Origin of the sequence: Streptomyces sp. T12, assembly GCF_028736035.1 — a bacterium.
Lineage (GTDB): Bacteria > Actinomycetota > Actinomycetes > Streptomycetales > Streptomycetaceae > Streptomyces.
Genome location: NZ_CP117866.1, coordinates 4,188,610 through 4,208,120, shown reverse-complemented (window position 1 = coordinate 4,208,120; position 19,511 = coordinate 4,188,610). Strand labels below are relative to the sequence as shown.

Genomic DNA, 19,511 nt, shown 5'->3' with positions numbered 1-19,511 from the left:
GTTGGTCGAATGGGTTGGCCAGAGCTTGCCGACTGCCTACCATCGATCACCGCAAGACTTTGTGCACCGTCGCACAATCTCCTCGGGAGGTTTCCTTGCACCGCCGCCGTCGCACCGCGCTCCTGCTCTCCGCCGTGATCGCCGCGGCGCCTTTGCTCACCGCCTGCGGAAACGACGCGCATCCCGGCGCGGCGGCCGTCGTCGGCGGCCAGCGGATCACCGTCGCCCAGCTGGAGAACCGGGTGGGCGAGGTGCGTGCGGCACAGCGCGCGGCCGTGTCGGACGACGCCCAGTACGCGCAGGTCATCGCCAAGTCGGGCACCCTCCCGCGCGACGTCCTGCACAACCTCGTCCTCGACCAGGTGCTGCACCGCGCCGCGCGGGACGCGGGCGTGACCGTCACCCGCAAGGAGCTCCAGAAGATGCGCTCCGAGCTGGAAGAGCAGGTCGGCGGCGCCAAGGCGCTGGAAACGGCGTGGCTCCAGCAGTACGGCATCGCCCCCGAGCGCCTCGACGAGAACCTCCGCCTCCAGCTCGAGGCCCAGAAACTCGCCGCCGCCCTCGGCACCGACACCGGCAAGCCGGCCTTCTGGAACGCCCTGGCCGAGGCGTCCAAGAAGCTCGACATCGACCTCAACCCGCGCTACGGCACCTGGGACGTCCAGAAGAGCAGCCGGGTCGACGCGAAGACGCCGTGGGTACGCGAGGTGACGGCGGCGGGGACGCCGCAGACGGCGTAACGGTACGGCGCGGCCGCCCGCCCCCTGTGGAAAACGGCGGGGCCGCCCGGCCTGTGGATAACTCAGGGGGTTGTGCGTGGCTTGGGTTACGTTCGGATCGTGAACGCAACCAGTCCCGAAGCCGCCCCCGGCCGCATCGTCCTGCTCACCACCAGCCACCGCGTTGCGCCCGGCCTGCTGTCCTGGCCGGCGTGGCAGGCGCTGCACGGCGCCGACCGCGTGCTGTGCGCGGACGGCGCGCATCCGCTGCTGCCGTATCTGCGTGAGGCCCGGATAGCGGTCGACGAGGCCGCCCCGACCGCCGAGGAACTGATCGACGCGTGCGCCGGCGGCCGCACGGTCGTGGTCGTGGCCACGGGTGAGGGCGAGCCGGCCCTGACGGACGGGCTGGCCCGCCTGGCGGGCAGCGGCCGCATCCAGATGCCGGAGCTGGAGCTGCTCCCCGCCTCCTACGACCTCCCGGGCGCCCGCCTCCTCGACCTCGTCCAGGTCATGGACCGCATCCGCGCCGAGTGCCCGTGGTCCTCCCAGCAGACCCACAAGGGCCTGGCCAAGTACGGCATCGAGGAGGCGTACGAACTCGTCGAGGCGATCGAGGACGGAGACCGCGACGAGCTCCGCGAGGAGCTGGGCGACGTACTGCTGCAGGTCGTCTTCCACGCGCGCATCGCCGAGGAGGACCCGGAGTCCCCCTTCTCCATCGACGACGTGGCCGGCGGCATCGTCACCAAGCTCATCCACCGCCACCCGCACGTCTTCGGCGACGAGACGGCGACGACCCCCGAGGAGGTCAAGGAGCACTGGCTGCGCACGAAGGCCGTCGAGAAGCAGCGGGAGTCGGTGACCGAGGGCATACCCCTGGGCCAGCCGGGCCTCGCCCTCGCGGCGAAGCTGGCGTCGCGGGTGCGTACGGCGGGGCTGGAGGTGCCGCTGCCGTCGGGGGAGGGCATCGGGTACGAGCTGCTCGCGATGGCGGTGCGGGCGGAGGCGGCCGGGGTGGATCCGGAGGCGGCCCTGCGGGTTGCCGCGCGGGCCTACCGGGATGCCGTGCGGGCTGCTGAGGGGGTGTCCCCTTAGTACCGTTGGCGCAACGGGTGGGTGCGAGGAGCGGGGGCCGGTGTGGCAACGGAGTTGGAGGAGCTGAGGGACGCGCTGATGCGCGCCATGATCGACTCGCGGGGCACATCGCAGCGGGTCCTGGATCCGCTGATGCGGTCGAGCATTCCAGGGGCGGTGGACCTCTGGATCCGGACAGCCGGAATCGCTTCCATGGACAGTGCGGACGCCCGCGACTGGGTCGGGTTGCTGTCGGTCCTGCGCAGAAACCATCCCCAGGAGTTCTCCGACCTCAAGGCGATCGCAGCCGAGCACGCCACCCCCGCACCCCCTCCGACCAGCACCGCTTCCGGCGTCACGGCCGGCGGGCCCCGTTCCGTAGTGGCGGACGGTGTCATGGGCGTCGCTTTGACCGGGGGCAACGACCCTGTGGTGATCGGTGGCATCACCCCCCACGTCGCCGGTGACCACATCGACTTCCGCGACTCCACGTTCCGCGACCGCGTCGTCGGCGTGCAGCACAACCACTACGGCACCGTTCCCGCCCCGGCGGAGTGGCGGCCGGTGGGTGATGTGGGGCCGAGGGAGTTCGGCGTACGCCCGACCCGGCCCGTGCCCGGGCTGCCCGACGTGCCGCCGTACGTCCCGCGCGACCGCGACGAGGACCTGCGCACCCAGCTCGCCGGCAACAGCCTCGTGCTGATCCTGGGCGAACCGTGCGTGGGCAAGTCGTACACCGCATGGCATGGCGTGCGGTCGTTGGAGGGGCACCGCCTGTACGCCCCGGACCCGGGCGAGGACCTACGGCCCCTGGCGGCCACGCTGAAGGGCAGCCCCGGCAAATACGTCGTGTGGCTGGACGAGCTGACCGGCCATCTCGGCGCGGGCGGCCTGGACCTGCGGCTCCTGGGGCGGATCAACGATCTTGGTGCCGTCGTGCTCGCGACGATGAGCCCCGACGAGTACTACCGGCGCCGGGCCGGGACCGCCCCCGGCGACCGGGTCGTCGCCGCGGCCCGCACCGTGGAGCTCGGGCGCGAGTGGAGTGAGGCGGAGCTGGCGCGGCTGGCGGCGCTCGACGATCGGCGTGCGTATCCGGCGTACATGTGGAGCGGCCGGGAGGGCGTGGCCTCGTACTTCGGCGTCGGACATCACCTGTTCGACGAGTGGCGTCGGGTGGGAACCCAACTGGAGCACCCGCGTGGGCAGTTACTCGTCCGGGCGGCCGTCGATCTGGCCCGGTGCGGGGTCACGGGAGCGGTCCCCGTCGAGCTGCTCAGGAGGGTCCAGGAGCTGTACAGGGTGGAGGAGCGGGAGTCGTTCGAGGATGCTCTCGCCTGGGCGACGGCGCCGATGTTCGGCGTTTCGGGGCTGCTCGTGGCGGGCGAGGAGGACGGCACCTGGCGGGCGTACGGGGCGCTTGTCTCGGAGGCGCTGAGGTCGGGTGGCGATCTGGAACCGGTGCCGGACGAGGTGTGGTGGACGCTGCTCGACGCGGCCCGGGAGCCGGGCGCTGCGCTGGACTTCGCCGCCGTCCTCGACGCGGCCCGCGCCGCGTTGCACGACCGCGTGGAGGCGGGGGACACCGCGGTGGCGCTCGGGTTCGCCCGGCGCACCGAGGGCGGTGAGCGTGAGGGGTGGCTGCGGCTGGCGGCGGAGGCGGGAGATCCGTGGGCAGCTGTGGAACTGGCGGAGATTCTGCGGGACCGGGGGGAGGAGGGCAGCGCGCTCCCGTACCTGGAGCGGGCGGCTGAGGCGGGCAGCGCGAAGGCCGCGGCGCGGCTGGGCAGCCTGTTGCGGGACCGGGCCGAGCACTGGCTGCGCACTGCGGCGGAAGCCGGTGAGGCGGCCGCGGCGCATGAGCTGGGCGACATGGTCGTGGGGGACGGGCGTGAGGACGAGGCGCTCCGCTGGTACCGCAGAGCCGCGGCTCTGGGCCGTCGTGAGGTTGCCGCCAGCCTGGGCACGATCCTCAGTACTTGGAGGGATCCCGAGGCGGAGATGTGGCTTCGTTACGGCACCGAATGGGGCGACCCCCGCTCTGCAGGTGAACTCGCCGTCTATCTCTCGTGGCAGGTCGGGCCCGACGACCCCGAGGTGGGCGCCCTTCTCCGGCAGGCTGCACTGAGTGGAGATCCATCCTCGTTGCGCAACCTCGGCAAGCTGTTGGAGCACGAGGGCCTGCTCGACGAGGCGATGAGGATCTATCGCCGGGCCCAGGAAGGCGGTGCCCTGGACGCCGAGCAGTGCATCGGAGACCTGCTGCGAAAGCAGGGCAAGCATGAGGAAGCCGAGGAATGGCTGCGCAAAGCCGCTGACGCGAACCCCACGGGAATCCCCGAAACCCTCGCTCCACCACCCCACCGCACTCCCACCCCGGCTCCGGATACCGTCAAGGAGTGACTGACCAGCCCACCCCCACCAGCACCACTCCCGCGGCCCCCGACCTCTTCAGCTGGGAGTTCGCCACCAACCCCTACCCCGCCTACGCCTGGCTCCGCGAACACGCCCCCGTGCACAGGACGCGCCTGCCCAGCGGCGTGGAGGCCTGGCTGGTCACCCGCTACACCGACGCCAAGCAGGCCCTCGCCGACGCCCGCCTCTCCAAGAACCCGGCCCACCACGACGAGCCCGCCCACGCCAAGGGCAAGACCGGCATCCCGGGTGAGCGCAAGGCCGAGTTGATGACGCACCTGCTGAACATCGACCCGCCCGATCACACCCGCCTGCGCAGGCTCGTCTCCAAGGCCTTCACCCCTCGCCGCGTCGCCGAGTTCGCTCCCCGGGTGCAGGAGCTCACGGACCACCTCATCGACCAGTTCGCGCAGAACGGCAGCGCCGACCTCATCCACGAGTTCGCCTTCCCGCTCCCCATCTACGCCATCTGCGACCTGCTCGGCGTCCCCCGCGAGGACCAGGACGACTTCCGGGACTGGGCGGGCATGATGATCCGGCATCAAGGCGGGCCCCGGGGCGGTGTCGCGCGGTCCGTGAAGAAGATGCGCGGCTATCTCGCCGACCTCATCCACCGCAAGCGCGAGGCACTCCCCGACACCCCCACCCCCGGCGAGGACCTCATCTCCGGCCTCATCCGCGCCTCCGACCACGGCGAGCACCTCACCGAGAACGAGGCCGCGGCGATGGCCTTCATCCTGCTGTTCGCCGGCTTCGAGACGACCGTCAACCTCATCGGCAACGGCACCTTCGCCCTGCTCACCCACCCCGAGCAGCGCGCCCGCCTGCAGACCTCCCTCACCCGCGGCGAAACCGCCCTCCTCGCCACCGGCATCGAGGAGCTCCTGCGTTACGACGGCCCCGTCGAACTCGCCACCTGGCGCTTCGCCACCGAACCCCTCACCATCGGCGGGCAGCACATCGCACTCGGCGATCCTGTCCTCGTCGTCCTGGCCGCCGCCGACCGTGACCCGGAGCGGTTCGCGGACCCCGACGTCCTCGACCTCGGCCGCCGCGACAACCAGCACCTCGGCTACGGCCACGGCATCCACTACTGCCTCGGCGCCCCGCTCGCCCGCCTGGAGGGCCAGACCGCCCTCGCCACGCTCCTCACCCGCCTGCCGGACCTGGAACTCGCGGTGGATCCAACCGAGTTGCGGTGGCGGGGCGGCCTCATCATGCGAGGACTGCGCACGCTGCCCGTCGAGTTCACGCCGGGCGCGAGCAATCGCAGTTCACACCCGTCCGGTTACTGACCGGAACGAAGCGCTGCATGTACCCCGTACAGCGCCTTCGCACACCTGAAGATGAGAGACCCTCAAGTCTGTGATCTTCACGTGATCTACGCGGCATTAACTTGTGACAAGTGATCGCCTGCCTATACGTTCACGGATCAGCGCGGCCCCCCGCATCACCCGGCTTCACCCGCCGCGCCGGTCCCTGCTGTCTCGCGAAAGGCCCCCTGCATGCTCTCCGGGAACGGTCGTCACCGTCGCCCCCGTCAGGCTCCGGCGCTCCTCGTCGCGGCCGGAGTGACCGGGTCCGCCATCGCCATCCCGCTCCTCGGCGCCACCGGCGCGAGTGCGGCCGAGGGCAACGTGTGGGACAAGGTGGCCGACTGCGAGACCGGCGGCTCCTGGAGCGCCGACGAGGGCAACGGGCGCTACGGCGGACTGCAACTGACCCAGGACGACTGGGAGAAGTACGGCGGCCTCGACTACGCCTCCAGCCCCGACCTGGCGAGCCGTTCCCAGCAGATCGCCGTGGCCCAGGACATCCTCGCCGACCAGGGTGTCGGCGCCTGGCGTACCTGCGGACTGCTCAGTGGGCTCACCAAGGAGTCCGGTTCGGTCGACCTCGACACCGGCGTCGACGAGGGCTCACCCTCCGAAGTGTCTGGATCGTCCGGATTGCTCGATTCGCTTAACTCGTCGAGTTCATCGAGTTCGTCGAGTTCATCGGACTCGTCGGATTCGGCGAACTCCTCCGGCGACTCCTCGGATTCCTCGAACCCGTCGAGCGGCTCTCCCGACGCTTCGTCCGATTCTTCCGACTCGTCCAAGAATTCCTCTCCTTCTTCCTCTTCGCACTCTTCGTCCTCTTCGGCGGACAACTCCTCGAAGTCCGATGCGCCCGCCGATGCGAGTGCCCCGCAGTCGCCCGACGGCTCGCCCGTGGAGACGCCCAAGAGCGACAATCTGGACAAATCAGAGCAAGGAGAGGGCTCCCGGAGCCTCGTCGACACCGGGGCCATCGACTCCGGGACAGTCGGCTCGGGACGTCATCGCGGACCCAGTGCCGACGAGAGCGGGGCGAGCGAAGCCGCCGCCAAGTCCTCCGGTCGCCATGCCTCGTACACCGTCCGCGCCGGCGACACTCTCGCCTCCATCGCCGACTCCCTTGGCCTCGACGGCGGATGGTCCGCGCTGTACGACGCGAACAAGCAGGCCATCGGTACTGACGCGAACCACATCTTCCCCGGTCAGACCCTGGAAGTCCCCACCAAATAGGGGGCGAACAGGGCGAAAAACAGCGACAGTTCGCGTCATGGTTCGCGCTGAATGTCCGTTTTGAATGTACTGAGAGATAGATCTCAGAAGCCCTGATCGTCTTTGAAATTCCGCGAATCGCGTGGCTACGGTCATGACCGCTCGTCACCACGAGCCCCGGCTGCCGCAACGCCGAATCCTGCCAGCGGCCGTACGGGAACAGTCGTCGCGTAAAGCGCCGTAGGCAGGAGCGGGGGACCCAAGGTAAGTGCCGGGTCCGGCAGTTGAGGCCCTTCGGGGCCGCACGGCCGGAGTCGGCTTGGGGTGAAGCCGCGCAACGCGAGCCGAAAGGCGAACGTGCGCGGCCGGGCAACTCAACCGGCCCGAACCCGACAGCTCACCTCGCAGGCGTCGGTGAGGGGATCTCTCCATGCTGTTTTCCAGCAAGGGCAAGCACCGTCGTCCGTCCAAGGCCGCTCGCGCCATAGCCGTCGTCGGCGTCACCGGCGCCGCCGCCGTCGCCGCCCCGCTGATGGCGGCCGGCAGCGCCTCCGCCGCCACCGCCTCCGAGTGGGACGCCGTCGCCCAGTGCGAGTCCGGCGGCAACTGGTCGATCAACACCGGCAACGGCTACTACGGCGGTCTGCAGTTCTCGGCCTCCACCTGGGCCGCGTACGGCGGCACGGCGTACGCCTCCACCGCCGACCAGGCCAGCAAGGGCCAGCAGATCGAGATCGCCGAGAAGGTCCTCGCCAGCCAGGGCAAGGGTGCCTGGCCGAACTGCGGCACCGGCCTGTCGAGCGCCGCGTACAGCGGCTCCGGCTCCTCGTCGAGCGGTTCCTCGCAGAGCAGCGAGAGCACCACCCGCTCCACCGAGCAGCAGTCGGCCTCCCGCTCCAGCGAGCGTCCCGCCGCCAAGAAGAGCACCAAGACCGTCACCACCCCGACCGGCAAGAAGGTCAAGAAGGGCGACGGCGAGTACAAGGTCGTCAAGGGCGACACCCTCAGCTCGATCGCCGCGGAGCACGACGTCAAGGGCGGCTGGGAGAAGCTCTTCCAGCTGAACAAGGACATCGTCGAGGACGCGAACCTGATCTACCCGGGCCAGCAGCTGCACCTGAAGTAATACGGACAGCTGAACCACAGCGCCCTCACATGCGTGGACCTCATAGTGAAGTCCTCGTGAGGGTCACCCCCGTCCCCCACGGGCTCCCCGCTCCGGTGCGTCTTCCCCCGTACGCACCGGGGCGGGGCTTTTTCTTTCCCTGAATGCCACCCGCCCTTTGTTCCGGCGGGGAACAATGGGTACGGTTCGCTTCTGTCCACGGGACGGTCGGTCGGCTGCCGATGTCCCCGAGGCGGTTAGGCTCTAGTCGCAAGGCTCACAGCCCCGCACCAACAGCGTCACATCCACGAAGGAGATGCTCGTGCCGTCCATCGACGTCGTCGTAGCCCGGGAAATCCTCGACTCGCGAGGCAACCCCACCGTCGAGGTCGAGGTCGGCCTCGACGACGGCAGCACGGGTCGTGCCGCCGTTCCGTCCGGCGCCTCCACCGGCGCCTTCGAGGCCATCGAGCTTCGCGACGGCGACCAGAACCGCTACCTCGGCAAGGGTGTCGAGAAGGCCGTCCTCGCCGTCATCGAGCAGATCGGCCCGGAGCTCGTCGGCTACGACGCCACCGAGCAGCGCCTGATCGACCAGGCGATGTTCGACCTGGACGCCACCGACAACAAGGGTTCCCTCGGCGCCAACGCCATCCTCGGCGTCTCGCTCGCCGTCGCCCACGCCGCCTCCGAGGCCAGCGACCTCCCGCTCTTCCGCTACCTGGGCGGCCCGAACGCGCACCTGCTGCCGGTGCCGATGATGAACATCCTGAACGGCGGCTCGCACGCCGACTCCAACGTGGACATCCAGGAGTTCATGATCGCCCCGATCGGCGCGGAGACCTTCTCCGAGGCCCTGCGCTGGGGCACCGAGGTCTACCACACCCTCAAGAAGGTGCTGAAGGGCCGCGGCCTGTCCACCGGCCTCGGCGACGAGGGCGGCTTCGCCCCGAACCTCGGCTCCAACCGCGAGGCCCTCGACCTCATCCTCGAGGCCATCAAGGAGGCCGGCTACACCCCCGGCGAGCAGATCGCCCTCGCGCTCGACGTCGCCGCGTCCGAGTTCTACAAGGACGGCTCCTACCTCTTCGAGGGCAAGGCGCGCTCCGCCGCCGAGATGACCGACTACTACGCCGAGCTGGTCGAGGCGTACCCGCTGGTCTCCATCGAGGACCCGCTGTTCGAGGACGACTGGGACGGCTGGAAGACCATCACCGACAAGCTCGGTGACAAGGTCCAGCTCGTCGGCGACGACCTGTTCGTCACCAACCCCGAGCGCCTGGCCCGCGGCATCGACGAGGGCGCGGCCAACGCCCTGCTGGTGAAGGTGAACCAGATCGGCTCGCTCACCGAGACCCTGGACGCCGTCGAGCTCGCCCAGCGCAGCGGCTTCAAGTGCATGATGTCCCACCGCTCCGGCGAGACCGAGGACGTCACCATCGCCGACCTGGCCGTCGCCACCAACTGCGGCCAGATCAAGACCGGCGCCCCGGCCCGCTCCGAGCGCGTCGCCAAGTACAACCAGCTGCTGCGCATCGAGGAGATCCTCGACGACGCCGCGGTGTACGCCGGCCGTAGCGCGTTCCCGCGCTTCAAGGGCTGAGCCCCGGCTGACCCCAACCTGGGGTGAGCCTTAGCCAGTCGTACGTACGTCCCCGTACTCGGTCCCGTACCGTGTGCGGGGACGTACGCGTGTGAAACGGGAGGCGGGACATGGCCGTGAAGGACCGGGACCGGTTCTCCACCGCGACCAGGATCCGGTTGCTCGGAGAGCAGACGGCGGCCCGCGTCTACCGCTCCCAGACCAAGCGGCAGGCCCGGCGCTCCAGGCTCACCGGACGCGCCGCGCTGCTCGCGCTGGTCGTCTGCTCCCTGGTCGTGGCGCTCGCCTACCCCATAAGGCAGTACGTCTCCCAGCGTGCCGACATCGCCGACATGCAGCGGGAGAAGGAAGAGGCCGCCGAGCGGGTCGAGCGGCTGCGCGACATCAAGGCGCGCTGGCAGGACGACGCGTACGCGGAGCAGCAGATCCGGCTGCGGCTGCACTATGTGATGCCCGGGGAGACCGGTTACATCGTGATCGACCCGGACGCGGCCAAGCAGTCTCGGACCGAACTGGGCGCGGCCGACCGGCCCTGGTACACGAACATCTGGGACGGGGTCGACAAGGCCGACGCCTCCGACCAGTGAACCGATCGCCGGGCCCGATCCACGGATCGCCGACGAGAACCGATAGAAAGACAGGCATGGAAACGCCCCCGCCGCCCACCCCGCGCACCGAGCCCACCGACGCGGATGTCGAGGCCTTCAAGCAGCAGCTCGGACGTCCGCCGCGCGGGCTGCGCGCGATCGCGCACCGGTGCCCCTGCGGGCAGCCGGACGTGGTCGAGACGGCTCCCCGGCTGCCCGACGGCACGCCCTTCCCGACGCTGTACTACCTGACGTGCCCCAAGGCGTCGTCGGCGATCGGCACGCTGGAGGCGAACGGCGTGATGAAGGAGATGACGGCGCGGCTGGAGAGCGACCCGGAGCTGGCCGCCGCCTACCGTGCCGCGCACGAGGACTACATCCGGCGCCGCGACGAGATCGAGGAGCTGAAGGGCTTCCCGAGCGCGGGCGGTATGCCGGATCGGGTGAAGTGCCTGCATGTGCTGGTCGCGCACTCGTTGGCGGCCGGGCCCGGTGTCAATCCGCTGGGGGACGAGGCGATCGCGATGTTGCCCGAGTGGTGGGCGAAGGGGCCGTGCGTGGTCTCCGCCGAGTGATCTCGCCCCCGCCGCCCCTACCCGTCCAGTCCTGAAGGGGCTGCCGCCCCTTCGACCCCGCCAGGGGGCTGCCGCCCCTTGGACCCCCGCTTCGGCCCGAACGGCCTCGTCCTCAAACTCCCCCAGAGGGGGCACCCCCGGACGGGCTGAGAATGTCCCGCACATCGAAAGGCACCCCCATGACCCGCGTCGCCGCCATCGACTGCGGTACCAACTCCATCCGGCTTCTCGTCGCCGATGTGGACCCCGCCACCGGTGAACTCGTCGACCTGGACCGCCGTATGACCATCGTGCGGCTCGGACAGGGCGTCGACCGGACCGGCCGGCTCGCCCCCGAGGCGTTGGAGCGCACCTTCGCCGCCTGCCGTGAGTACGCGGCGATCATCAAGGAGCACGGCGCCGAGCGGCTGCGCTTCGTCGCCACGTCCGCCTCCCGGGACGCCGAGAACCGGGACGAGTTCGTGCGCGGGGTCATGGACATCCTGGGGGTCGAGCCCGAGGTCATCTCCGGGGACCAGGAGGCCGAGTTCTCCTTCACGGGCGCGACGAAGGAGCTGGCGGAGCACGATCACCTCCCCAAGCCCTATCTGGTGGTGGACATCGGCGGCGGGTCGACCGAGTTCGTCGTCGGCGAGGAGCACGTGCGCGCGGCACGCTCCGTGGACGTCGGCTGTGTGCGGATGACCGAGCGTCACCTGGTCCGCGACGGCGTCGTCTGCGACCCGCCGTCCGCGGAGCAGATCGCGGCGATGCGGGCCGACATCGAGGCGGCCCTCGACCTCGCCGAGGAGACAGTGCCATTGCGCGAGGCGCGCACGCTGGTGGGGCTGGCCGGTTCGGTCACCACGGTGTCGGCGATCGCCCAGGAGCTGCCCGAGTACGACTCGGCCCGCATCCACCACTCCCGGATCACCCACGATCGGGTCCGGGAGATCACCGACTGGCTGCTGCGCTCCACCCACGCCGAGCGCGCGGCCGTACCGTCCATGCATCCGGGGCGGGTTGACGTCATCGCGGCGGGCGCTCTGGTGCTGCTCGCGATCATGGAACGGATCGGTGCGCAGGAGGTCGTCGTCAGCGAGCACGACATCCTCGACGGCATCGCCTTCAAGGTGGCGGAAGCCGCGGAAGAGCAAGGACACGGCGGCTGATCTGCGGCGGCGACGCAAAACGGCCCCGGTACCTCGTGGTGAGGAACCGGGGCCGTCGTCTTGGCCCGTGCGGGCTGTCCGTCAATTGCAGAGAAGGACCAGGAGGCCGCTGCACGACCCGCCGTCGTGGTCGCCGTGGCCGTGGTGGTCGTGGTGGTGGTGATGGTGGTGGCCGTGGCCGCCGTCCGCGGCCCTTGTGACGACGTGTGAGGTGGCCGGTGCTGCCGCAGCGGATGCGGCGGTTGCCGCCCCCACCGCGAGAGCGATGCCCAGAGCCGCGCCGACCGAGACTATTCGCGAGGTGGCCCGCTTGAGGGCCTTCTGTGAGGTGATCATGGCTGCACGCTATGCACACTTCTGTCCAAGCGCGCGCGGAATGCGGCTGACGGGTGAACGGTGATCCAGGCCGCCGCAGGAGGGTGGTCCGGGTCTCGTTTGCTACTGGACGGTAGCCGTCGACTGAGCAGGTCGGCTAGCGTATGAGCGCTCCCGAGGGGGCCTTCCGAGCCCTTCGGGAACCCTCCGGAGGCACCCGCCGAAGAAACTTCGTGAAGTTCTTCACAAGGAATTCTGCCCTGTCGGGGCACAGATCGGTGGCGGTTGACCCGTCCGAGGGGTGAACAGGGCCTTGAACGTGTTCAGATGGACGGTGTAAGGGTGCTCCGGGAGGTTCTCGCCGGAGGGTGTTCCGACCCGCTCACAGGGGGCCCGGCGGCCCAGAGAGGCAGCTCACGCGGCATTGACAACGGGGTGTAGCGCACCCGGGTTCCCGATCGTGACCATGACCTGCGTCACGCGGGCCGGGGAGTGTAGCACAGGGCCTGCAAGAGCTTGTGAAGGGGCGCACGAGCGACCCCCCTGAGGCGGGTGGATACTCGATGGCATGAGCACCACGGAGCGTCCCAGGATCCTCGTAGTAGGCGGTGGGTACGTAGGCCTGTACGCAGCTCGGCGCATCCTCAAGAAGATGCGCTACGGCGAGGCGACCGTCACGGTCGTCGACCCCCGGTCGTACATGACCTACCAGCCCTTCCTCCCCGAAACCGCCGCCGGCAGCATCTCCCCGCGCCACGTCGTTGTCCCGCTGCGACGCGTGCTGCCCAAGGCGGAGGTTCTCACCGGCCGGGTCACCACCATCGACCAGGACCGCAAGGTCGCCACGATCGCCCCGCTGGTGGGCGAGGCGTACGAGCTGCCTTTCGACTACCTGGTCATCGCGATGGGCGCGGTCTCCCGCACCTTCCCGATCCCCGGCCTCGCCGAGCAGGGCATCGGTATGAAGGGCATCGAGGAGGCCATCGGCCTGCGCAACCACGTCCTCGAGCAGCTCGACAAGGCCGACTCCACGACCGACGAGGAGATCCGCCGCAAGGCGCTCACCTTCGTCTTCATCGGCGGTGGCTTCGCGGGTGCGGAGACCATCGGCGAGGTCGAGGACATGGCCCGCGACGCGGCCAAGTACTACACCAGCGTCTCCCGCGAGGACATGCGGTTCGTCCTCGTCGACGCCGCCGACAAGATCCTCCCCGAGGTCGGCCCCAAGCTCGGCCAGTACGGCAAGGAGCACCTGGAGGCCCGCGGGGTCGAGGTCTACCTCTCCACCTCCATGGACTCCTGCGTCGACGGCCACGTCGTGCTGAAGAACGGGCTCGAGGTCGACTCCAACACGATCGTGTGGACGGCCGGCGTCAAGCCGAACCCGGCCCTCGCCCGCTTCGGTCTGCCGCTCGGCCCCCGCGGTCACGTCGACTGCGAGACGACGCTCCAGGTCAAGGGCACGGACTACATCTGGGCCGCGGGCGACAACGCCCAGGTCCCGGACCTCGTCGGCCGCAAGGCGGGCAACGACAACGCCTGGTGCCCGCCGAACGCCCAGCACGCGCTGCGTCAGGCGCGCGTCCTCGGCGACAACGTGATCTCCGGTATGCGGGGCTTCCCGCAGAAGGACTACTCGCACGCCAACAAGGGCGCGGTGGCGGGCCTCGGCCTCCACAAGGGCGTGGCGATGATCGTCATGGGCAAGATGAAGATCAAGCTCAAGGGCCGTCTCGCCTGGTACATGCACCGTGGCTACCACGGCATGGCCATGCCGACCTGGAACCGCAAGGTCCGCGTCTTCGCCGACTGGACCCTCGCCATGTTCCTCAAGCGCGAGGTCGTCTCCCTCGGCGCGATGGAGCACCCGCGCGAGGAGTTCTACGAGGCCGCCAAGCCGGCCCCGGTCGCTGCCGCGAGCAAGGCCGGCAAGGGCGAGAAGGCCAAGGCCTCCTGACCCCTTCCGGTCGCTGAACCAACCGAAGGACCTCCCGCCATCCGTGGTGCGGGAGGTCCTTCGGCGTTCGTCCCTCCGGGACGGTTGTTTGCCCAGCTGTAACGCGCGTGGGGGACTGCGCACGGGGCTCCCAGGTGTTTACGTGGTGTTGGACATTCCGGGATCCGATCACGGAGGTGTGCGCCATGGCAGACGCCGCTGTGCGGCTGAAGAGCCTTCTCGAACAGTTGCTGGGAGTCCCGCTCCCGGTGCGCATCCGCGCCTGGGACGGTTCGCAGGCGGGTCCGCCTGGCGCGCCGACCCTCGTCGTACGCAACCGCCGTGCCGTACGGCGGCTGTTGTGGAAGCCCGGCGAGTTGGGGCTCGCCCGGGCCTGGGTCGCCGGGGACCTGGACATCGAGGGGGATCTGTACACCGCCCTCGACCTGCTCGCCGGCCTGGTGTGGGAGCGGGGAGAGGACACCCGGAGCCTGGCTCAGGCGCTGCGGGATCCCGAAGTGCGCGCCGCCGTACGGGGACTCGTCCGGCTCGGCGGCCTTCCGCTGCCGCCCGCGCCGCCGCCGGAGGAGGTGCGTCGGGTCCGCGGCCATCTGCACACCAAGCGCACCGACAGACGCGCCATCAGCCACCACTACGACGTCGGCAACGACTTCTACGAGATCGTCCTCGGGCCGTCCATGGTGTACTCCTGCGCCTACTGGTCGGCCCCGCCCCCGGACAGCACCCTCGAAGCCGCCCAGCACGACAAGCTCGACCTCATCTGCCGCAAGCTCGCCCTCGGGCCCGGCCGGCGGCTGCTCGACGTCGGCTGCGGCTGGGGCTCCTTGGCCGTGCACGCCGCCCGTGAGTACGGCGTGCGCGTCGTCGGCGTCACCCTCTCCCAGGAGCAGGCGGCGTACGCCCGCAAGCGCGTCGCCGACGAGGGGCTCACCGACAAGGTCGAGATCCGCGTACAGGACTACCGGGACGTCGAAGACGGGCCGTACGACGCCATCTCCTCCATCGGCATGGCCGAGCACGTCGGCGCCGAGCGCTATCTGGAGTACGCCGATGTGCTGTACCGGCTCCTGAAGCCCGGTGGGCGGCTGCTCAACCACCAGATCGGGCGGCGGCCGCAGCGCGACGAATCCACCTACCAGGTCGACGAGTTCATCGACTCCTACGTCTTCCCCGACGGCGAGCTCCAGCCCATCGGCGTCACCGTCGCCCAGCTGGAGCGGGCCGGCTTCGAGGTGCGCGACGTGGAGTCGATCCGGGAGCACTACGCCCTGACCCTGCGCCGCTGGGTCGCCAACCTGGAGGCCGACTGGGCTCGGGCCGTCAAGCTCACCAGCCCGGGACGCGCCCGCGTCTGGCAGCTGTACATGGCCGCCTGCGCACTCGCCTTCGAGCGCAACCGCATCGGGGTCAACCAGGTGCTGGCGGTGAAGACACCGGAACGGGGCGCTTCCGGGATGCCGCTGCGGGCCCGCAAGTGGAGTGAGCCCGAGCGCCGTTGACCCGGACGCAGGCGGAAGGGCCGGGCTCCCCCGTCGTGGGGAAGCCCGGCCCTTCGGTGTGCCGGGGCCTGGTCACTCGGCCTTGATCGCGTTCAGCATGTTCAGCTTCGCGGCGTTGCGGGCCGGCCACAGCGCGGCCAGGACGCCCACCAGACCGGCCAGCACCAGGAAGATCCCGATCCGGTCCCAGGGCAGGACCAGCGCGTAGCCCGGGATCTGGTCCGCGAAGGTCTCGCCGATCGCCCAGCCGAGGAACGAGCCGAGACCGATGCCGACCACCGCGCCGAACACCGAGATGACCACGGCCTCCAGCCGGACCATCCGCTTCACCCGGCGCCGGTCGAGACCGATCGCGCGCAGCATGCCGATCTCCTGCTGCCGTTCGAAGACCGACATCGCGAGGGTGTTGACGACGCCCAGCACCGCGATGATCAGGGCCATCGCCAGCAGGCCGTACATGATGTTCAGCAGGGTGTTGATGACGCCGCCGAACTCGTTGCGGATGTCCTGCCGGTCCATGACCGTGATCGCGGGGTTGTCGCCCAGCGCGTCGACGAGGACCTTCTCGTTCGCCGAGGACTCGCCGCCGTCCACCTTCACGAAGATCTGCTGGATGTACGGCTGCACCTCGTGCGGGTTCACGACCTTCGTGTCGACGAGGACCGGGGAGAGGAACTCGCTGTCCTTGAAGACGGCGCCGACCGTCAGCGTGCCCTTCTTCTCGTCGTCGAAGGTGACGGGGAGGCTGTCGCCGGGCTTCCAGCCCTTGCTCTTGGCCGTCTTCTCGGCGACCGCGATCTGGCCCTTGGCGAGCGAATCGATGGTGCCGCTGACGACGTCGACGTTCAGGACCTGCTCGATGTCGCCCGGCGTGACTGCCGAAGCGGACACGAAGTCCTCGTCACCGAGGTGGAAGTAGGCGCTCTGCTGCGGCGAGACCGCCGAGACACCCTTGGCCTTGCGCAGCGCCGTCAGCGCGGACTGGTCGAGGTCGCCGCCGTTCGCCATCGAGACCATGTAGTCGGCCTTGATGTTGTCCGTGGTCATCTTGTCGATGGCCGTGCCGACCGTGACACCGAGCACCGAAAGGCCGGTCACCAGCGTCAGCCCGATCGCCAGCGCCGAGGCGGTGGCGCCGGTACGGCGCGGATTGCGGACCGCGTTCTGGCCGGCCAGCTTGCCGGCCACCCCGAAGGGGCCGACGAGCAGCGGACGGACGAGCGCGATCACGGGCCGGGACAGCAGCGGGATCAGGATGATCACACCGACCAGGGCGAAGAACGCGCCCGCCGCGATGTACATCCGGCCGTTGTCGCCGCCGGACGAGGCACCCAGCACGATCCCGCCCGCGCCGAGGGCGGTGATGGCCGCACCGATGGAGTTGCGCACCACCAGCGACTTGGTGGTCGCCACCGCGTGGACGCTGCTCATGGCCGCCACCGGCGGGATCTTCGCGGCCCGGCGCCCGGGCAGCCAGGCGGCGAACATCGTGATCAGCACACCCACGCCGAGCGCGGCGAGCACCGGCGTGACGGACACGATCAGCGGACCGCCCGGAATCTTCATGCCGAACGCGGCCATCCCGGACCGCAGACCGACCGCAAGGCCGATGCCGAGGACGAAGCCGATCACCGAGGCGACCAGGCCCACCACCGCGGCCTCGGCGAGCACCGAGCGGGTGATCTGCTTGCGCGAGGCGCCGACGGCCCGCATCAGCGCGATCTCCTTCGTGCGCTGGGCGACCAGCATCGTGAAGGTGTTGGAGATCAGGAAGACCCCGACGAACAGCGCGATGCCCGCGAAGCCGAGCAGGACCTGCTTGAGCGAGCCCAGACCCTGCTCGATCTGCTCGGCCTGCTCGTCCGCGAGCGCCTGGCCGGTCTTGGCCTCGGCGCTGTCCGGCAGCAACGGCTTGACCGCGTCCAGGATCTTCGCGTCGGACGCGCCGGGGGCGGCGGTGACGGTGGCGCTCTCGAAGTAGCCGGGCTTGAGGTACTGCTTCTGGGCGACCGCGGTGTCGAAGAGGACGAGGCTGCCGCCGGCGTTCACGGCGCCGTCCTCGGTGGTGAACACGCCGCTGAGGGTGTACTCCTTCACCGGCCCGTTGGTCGCGACCCGGACCCGGTCGCCGACCTGGTACTCGCCCTTGGCCGCGGAGTCCTTGTCCAGGGCGATCTGATCGTCCTTCACCGGGCCTGAGCCGTCGGTGAACGTGTAGGCGGCGTCCTTGCCGTCCTTGCCGGGGGCGAAGTTGGAGCCCTTGTTGGACCAGCCGACGCCGATCAGCTTCCCGTCGGGGTCGGCGACCCCGGCGAAGCCGTCGACGCGACCGTACGCGGCGTCGACGCCGTCCACCGCGGCGATCTTGTCGAGGGTCTTGCGGGAGAGACCGGGCTCTTCCTTGGCGTCGTCCGCGTTCGCGTACGAGGTGATGGCGACGGCGACGTTGTCGTAGCTCTTCGCCGACTGGTTGCGGAAGGCGTTGGAGAGGGTGTCGGCGAAGACCAGGGTGCCGGAGACGAACGCGACGCCGAGCATCACGGCGAGCACGGTCATCAGGAGCCGGGCCTTGTGCGCGAGTACGTTGCGCAGGGCGGTGCGGAACATCAGCTGGTGCGGCCCTTCGCGTCGAACTGCTTCATGAAGTCCAGGACCGTGTCAGCCGTCGGTCGGTACATCTCGTCGACGATCCGGCCGTCCGCGAGGAACACCACGCGGTCCGCGTACGCCGCCGCCACCGGGTCGTGGGTCACCATCACCACCGTCTGCCCCAACTCCCGTACGGAGTTGCGCAGGAAGCCGAGCACCTCGGCGCCGGAGCGCGAGTCGAGGTTTCCGGTCGGCTCGTCGCCGAAGATGATCTCGGGCTTGGAGGCGAGTGCGCGGGCGACGGCGACGCGCTGCTGCTGGCCGCCGGAGAGCTGGGCGGGGCGGTGGCTGAGGCGATCGGCCAGGCCCACCATCCGGATGACCGAATCCAGCCACTGCTTGTCAGCCTTGCGGCCCGCGATGTCCATCGGGAGGGTGATGTTCTCCAGGGCCGTCAACGTCGGCAGCAGGTTGAACGCCTGGAAGATGAATCCGATCTTGTCCCGGCGCAGCTTGGTCAGCTGCTTGTCCTTCAGGGAGCCCAGCTCGGTGTCGCCGATGCGCACCGACCCGGACGAGAAGGTGTCCAGCCCGGCCACGCAGTGCATCAGCGTGGACTTGCCGGAGCCCGACGGGCCCATGATCGCGGTGAACTCGGCCTGCCGGAACTCGGCGGTGACCCGGTCCAGGGCGACCACCTGGGTCTCGCCCTGTCCGTAGATCTTCGACAGATCCGTGGCACGCGCGGCCACGCTGGTGGCCCGGTCGGCGATGGATGCGGTGGTCACGAGAAGGCGCTCCTGAGGGACGACGGTGTGTTCGGGGACTTCATCCATCGTCCTGGCTGACTGGCGCCGTGTAGTCAGTCGCTGTTCCGGTTCCGAAGACAGACTCCGGAGGGACCGGGCACCGTCGCGTCATACCTGAGGATGACGAGGGACCCTGACGGGTGTTCGCGTCGAGAACAGGTGGAGCGTCCTCGTTTGGACGGTGAAATTCCGTCATTCCGTATGCGCCGCCGAGCGCCGCACGTAAGGCTATTGGCAAGTGCGGATGGCGTGTTCCATGGGCTGATGCACCCTCAGGCATCAATAAAATAAGACAACATCGGTCCGCCCGCCCGCTGTTCGGGGGAGGTACCCCGATAGGCTCGGAACCTCGATGCGGAGCCCATGGCCTGCCCAGATGGTGGAATGCAGACACGGCGAGCTTAAACCTCGCTGCCCCTTCGCGGGCGTGCCGGTTCAAGTCCGGCTCTGGGCACTTCCGAGTCTCTCCTTCCCTTCAAGAGTTCGCGCGCAACCGTTGACAGGGGGCGCGCGCGGCCGGAGACTCCCGTCAGGAAGTGGTGAATAAAACTTCACTACACGAACTCACCGCGCGAACAATGA

General features: G+C 69.5%; 15 protein-coding genes, 1 tRNA gene and 1 riboswitch. Of the genes, 13 read left to right on the top strand and 3 right to left on the bottom strand.

The features are described from left to right. The first annotated feature begins 95 nt into the window (after positions 1–95). From PBV52_RS18675 to PBV52_RS18630, 10 genes are all read left to right on the top strand, one after another. A complete protein-coding gene (locus tag PBV52_RS18675; protein ID WP_274239577.1) occupies positions 96–740 on the top strand; it encodes a SurA N-terminal domain-containing protein in 645 nt (214 codons plus the stop codon). 99 nt (positions 741–839) lie between these two features. Continuing rightward, positions 840–1,817: a nucleoside triphosphate pyrophosphohydrolase gene (locus PBV52_RS18670; protein WP_274239575.1), complete on the top strand. Its 978-nt coding sequence runs from the start codon at positions 840–842 to the stop codon at positions 1,815–1,817. A gap of 42 nt (positions 1,818–1,859) precedes the next feature. Further along, on the top strand, positions 1,860–4,199 hold the full coding sequence (locus tag PBV52_RS18665) for a tetratricopeptide repeat protein (protein WP_274239573.1): 2,340 nt from the start codon (positions 1,860–1,862) through the stop codon (positions 4,197–4,199). Beyond that, the gene (locus PBV52_RS18660) at positions 4,196–5,506 is read left to right on the top strand and encodes a cytochrome P450 (protein WP_274239570.1); all 1,311 of its coding nucleotides are present in this window, start codon (positions 4,196–4,198) and stop codon (positions 5,504–5,506) included. The genes PBV52_RS18665 and PBV52_RS18660 overlap by 4 nt, the downstream gene beginning before the upstream one ends. A 210-nt stretch (positions 5,507–5,716) precedes the next feature. Next, positions 5,717–6,760: a transglycosylase family protein gene (locus PBV52_RS18655; RefSeq protein ID WP_274239569.1), complete on the top strand. Its 1,044-nt coding sequence runs from the start codon at positions 5,717–5,719 to the stop codon at positions 6,758–6,760. A gap of 205 nt (positions 6,761–6,965) precedes the next feature. Continuing rightward, a riboswitch (cyclic di-AMP (ydaO/yuaA leader) is annotated at positions 6,966–7,165 on the top strand. A 4-nt stretch (positions 7,166–7,169) separates the two neighbouring features. Further along, entirely contained in the window at positions 7,170–7,865 is a 696-nt protein-coding gene (locus tag PBV52_RS18650) for a transglycosylase family protein (protein ID WP_274239568.1), read from the top strand. Between the two features lie 301 nt (positions 7,866–8,166). After that, positions 8,167–9,447 (top strand): phosphopyruvate hydratase, encoded by a 1,281-nt coding sequence (gene eno / locus PBV52_RS18645; RefSeq protein ID WP_274239567.1) that lies wholly within the window; start codon positions 8,167–8,169, stop codon positions 9,445–9,447. A 110-nt stretch (positions 9,448–9,557) separates the two neighbouring features. Beyond that, positions 9,558–10,034 (top strand): septum formation initiator family protein, encoded by a 477-nt coding sequence (locus PBV52_RS18640; RefSeq protein ID WP_274239566.1) that lies wholly within the window; start codon positions 9,558–9,560, stop codon positions 10,032–10,034. Positions 10,035–10,090: 56 nt separating this feature from the next. After that, positions 10,091–10,609: a DUF501 domain-containing protein gene (locus tag PBV52_RS18635; RefSeq protein ID WP_274239565.1), complete on the top strand. Its 519-nt coding sequence runs from the start codon at positions 10,091–10,093 to the stop codon at positions 10,607–10,609. Between the two features lie 179 nt (positions 10,610–10,788). Then, entirely contained in the window at positions 10,789–11,760 is a 972-nt protein-coding gene (locus PBV52_RS18630; RefSeq protein WP_274239564.1) for a Ppx/GppA phosphatase family protein, read from the top strand. Positions 11,761–11,841: 81 nt separating this feature from the next. Here the strand turns inward: PBV52_RS18630 and PBV52_RS18625 are convergent, their stop codons facing one another. Further along, positions 11,842–12,096 (bottom strand): hypothetical protein, encoded by a 255-nt coding sequence (locus PBV52_RS18625; RefSeq protein ID WP_274239562.1) that lies wholly within the window; start codon positions 12,094–12,096, stop codon positions 11,842–11,844. A 547-nt stretch (positions 12,097–12,643) separates the two neighbouring features. On the opposite strand from PBV52_RS18625, the gene PBV52_RS18620 reads away from it, so the two are divergent. Beyond that, a complete protein-coding gene (locus PBV52_RS18620) occupies positions 12,644–14,032 on the top strand; it encodes an NAD(P)/FAD-dependent oxidoreductase (protein WP_274239560.1) in 1,389 nt (462 codons plus the stop codon). Between the two features lie 185 nt (positions 14,033–14,217). After that, complete coding sequence (locus PBV52_RS18615) at positions 14,218–15,531, top strand: class I SAM-dependent methyltransferase (protein WP_274239558.1); 1,314 nt, start codon at positions 14,218–14,220, stop codon at positions 15,529–15,531. Between the two features lie 72 nt (positions 15,532–15,603). Here PBV52_RS18615 and PBV52_RS18610 read toward each other — a convergent pair whose 3' ends face one another. Together PBV52_RS18610 and PBV52_RS18605 are read right to left on the bottom strand one after the other, a co-directional pair. Next, positions 15,604–18,138 carry an ABC transporter permease gene (locus PBV52_RS18610; protein ID WP_274239556.1) on the bottom strand — a complete coding sequence of 845 codons (2,535 nt, stop codon included), beginning with the start codon at positions 18,136–18,138 and terminating at the stop codon, positions 15,604–15,606. Further along, on the bottom strand, positions 18,138–18,908 hold the full coding sequence (locus PBV52_RS18605) for an ABC transporter ATP-binding protein (RefSeq protein ID WP_274239554.1): 771 nt from the start codon (positions 18,906–18,908) through the stop codon (positions 18,138–18,140). The genes PBV52_RS18610 and PBV52_RS18605 overlap by 1 nt, the downstream gene beginning before the upstream one ends. A gap of 391 nt (positions 18,909–19,299) precedes the next feature. Between PBV52_RS18605 and PBV52_RS18600 the strand changes: the two genes are divergently transcribed. Then, positions 19,300–19,383 (top strand) — tRNA-Leu (locus PBV52_RS18600). Positions 19,384–19,511 lie beyond the last annotated feature (128 nt).

Bases quoted from the DNA above. Each gene is read 5' to 3' on its own strand.
- PBV52_RS18655 (WP_274239569.1), top strand. From the start codon at position 5,717: ATGCTCTCCGGGAACGGTCGTCACCGTCGCCCCCGTCAGGCTCCGGCG.
- PBV52_RS18630 (WP_274239564.1), top strand. From the start codon at position 10,789: ATGACCCGCGTCGCCGCCATCGACTGCGGTACCAACTCCATCCGGCTT.
- PBV52_RS18615 (WP_274239558.1), top strand. From the start codon at position 14,218: ATGGCAGACGCCGCTGTGCGGCTGAAGAGCCTTCTCGAACAGTTGCTG.
- PBV52_RS18635 (WP_274239565.1), top strand. From the start codon at position 10,091: ATGGAAACGCCCCCGCCGCCCACCCCGCGCACCGAGCCCACCGACGCG.
- PBV52_RS18650 (WP_274239568.1), top strand. From the start codon at position 7,170: ATGCTGTTTTCCAGCAAGGGCAAGCACCGTCGTCCGTCCAAGGCCGCT.
- PBV52_RS18620 (WP_274239560.1), top strand. From the start codon at position 12,644: ATGAGCACCACGGAGCGTCCCAGGATCCTCGTAGTAGGCGGTGGGTAC.
- PBV52_RS18625 (WP_274239562.1), bottom strand. From the start codon at position 12,096: ATGATCACCTCACAGAAGGCCCTCAAGCGGGCCACCTCGCGAATAGTC.
- PBV52_RS18610 (WP_274239556.1), bottom strand. From the start codon at position 18,138: ATGTTCCGCACCGCCCTGCGCAACGTACTCGCGCACAAGGCCCGGCTC.
- PBV52_RS18640 (WP_274239566.1), top strand. From the start codon at position 9,558: ATGGCCGTGAAGGACCGGGACCGGTTCTCCACCGCGACCAGGATCCGG.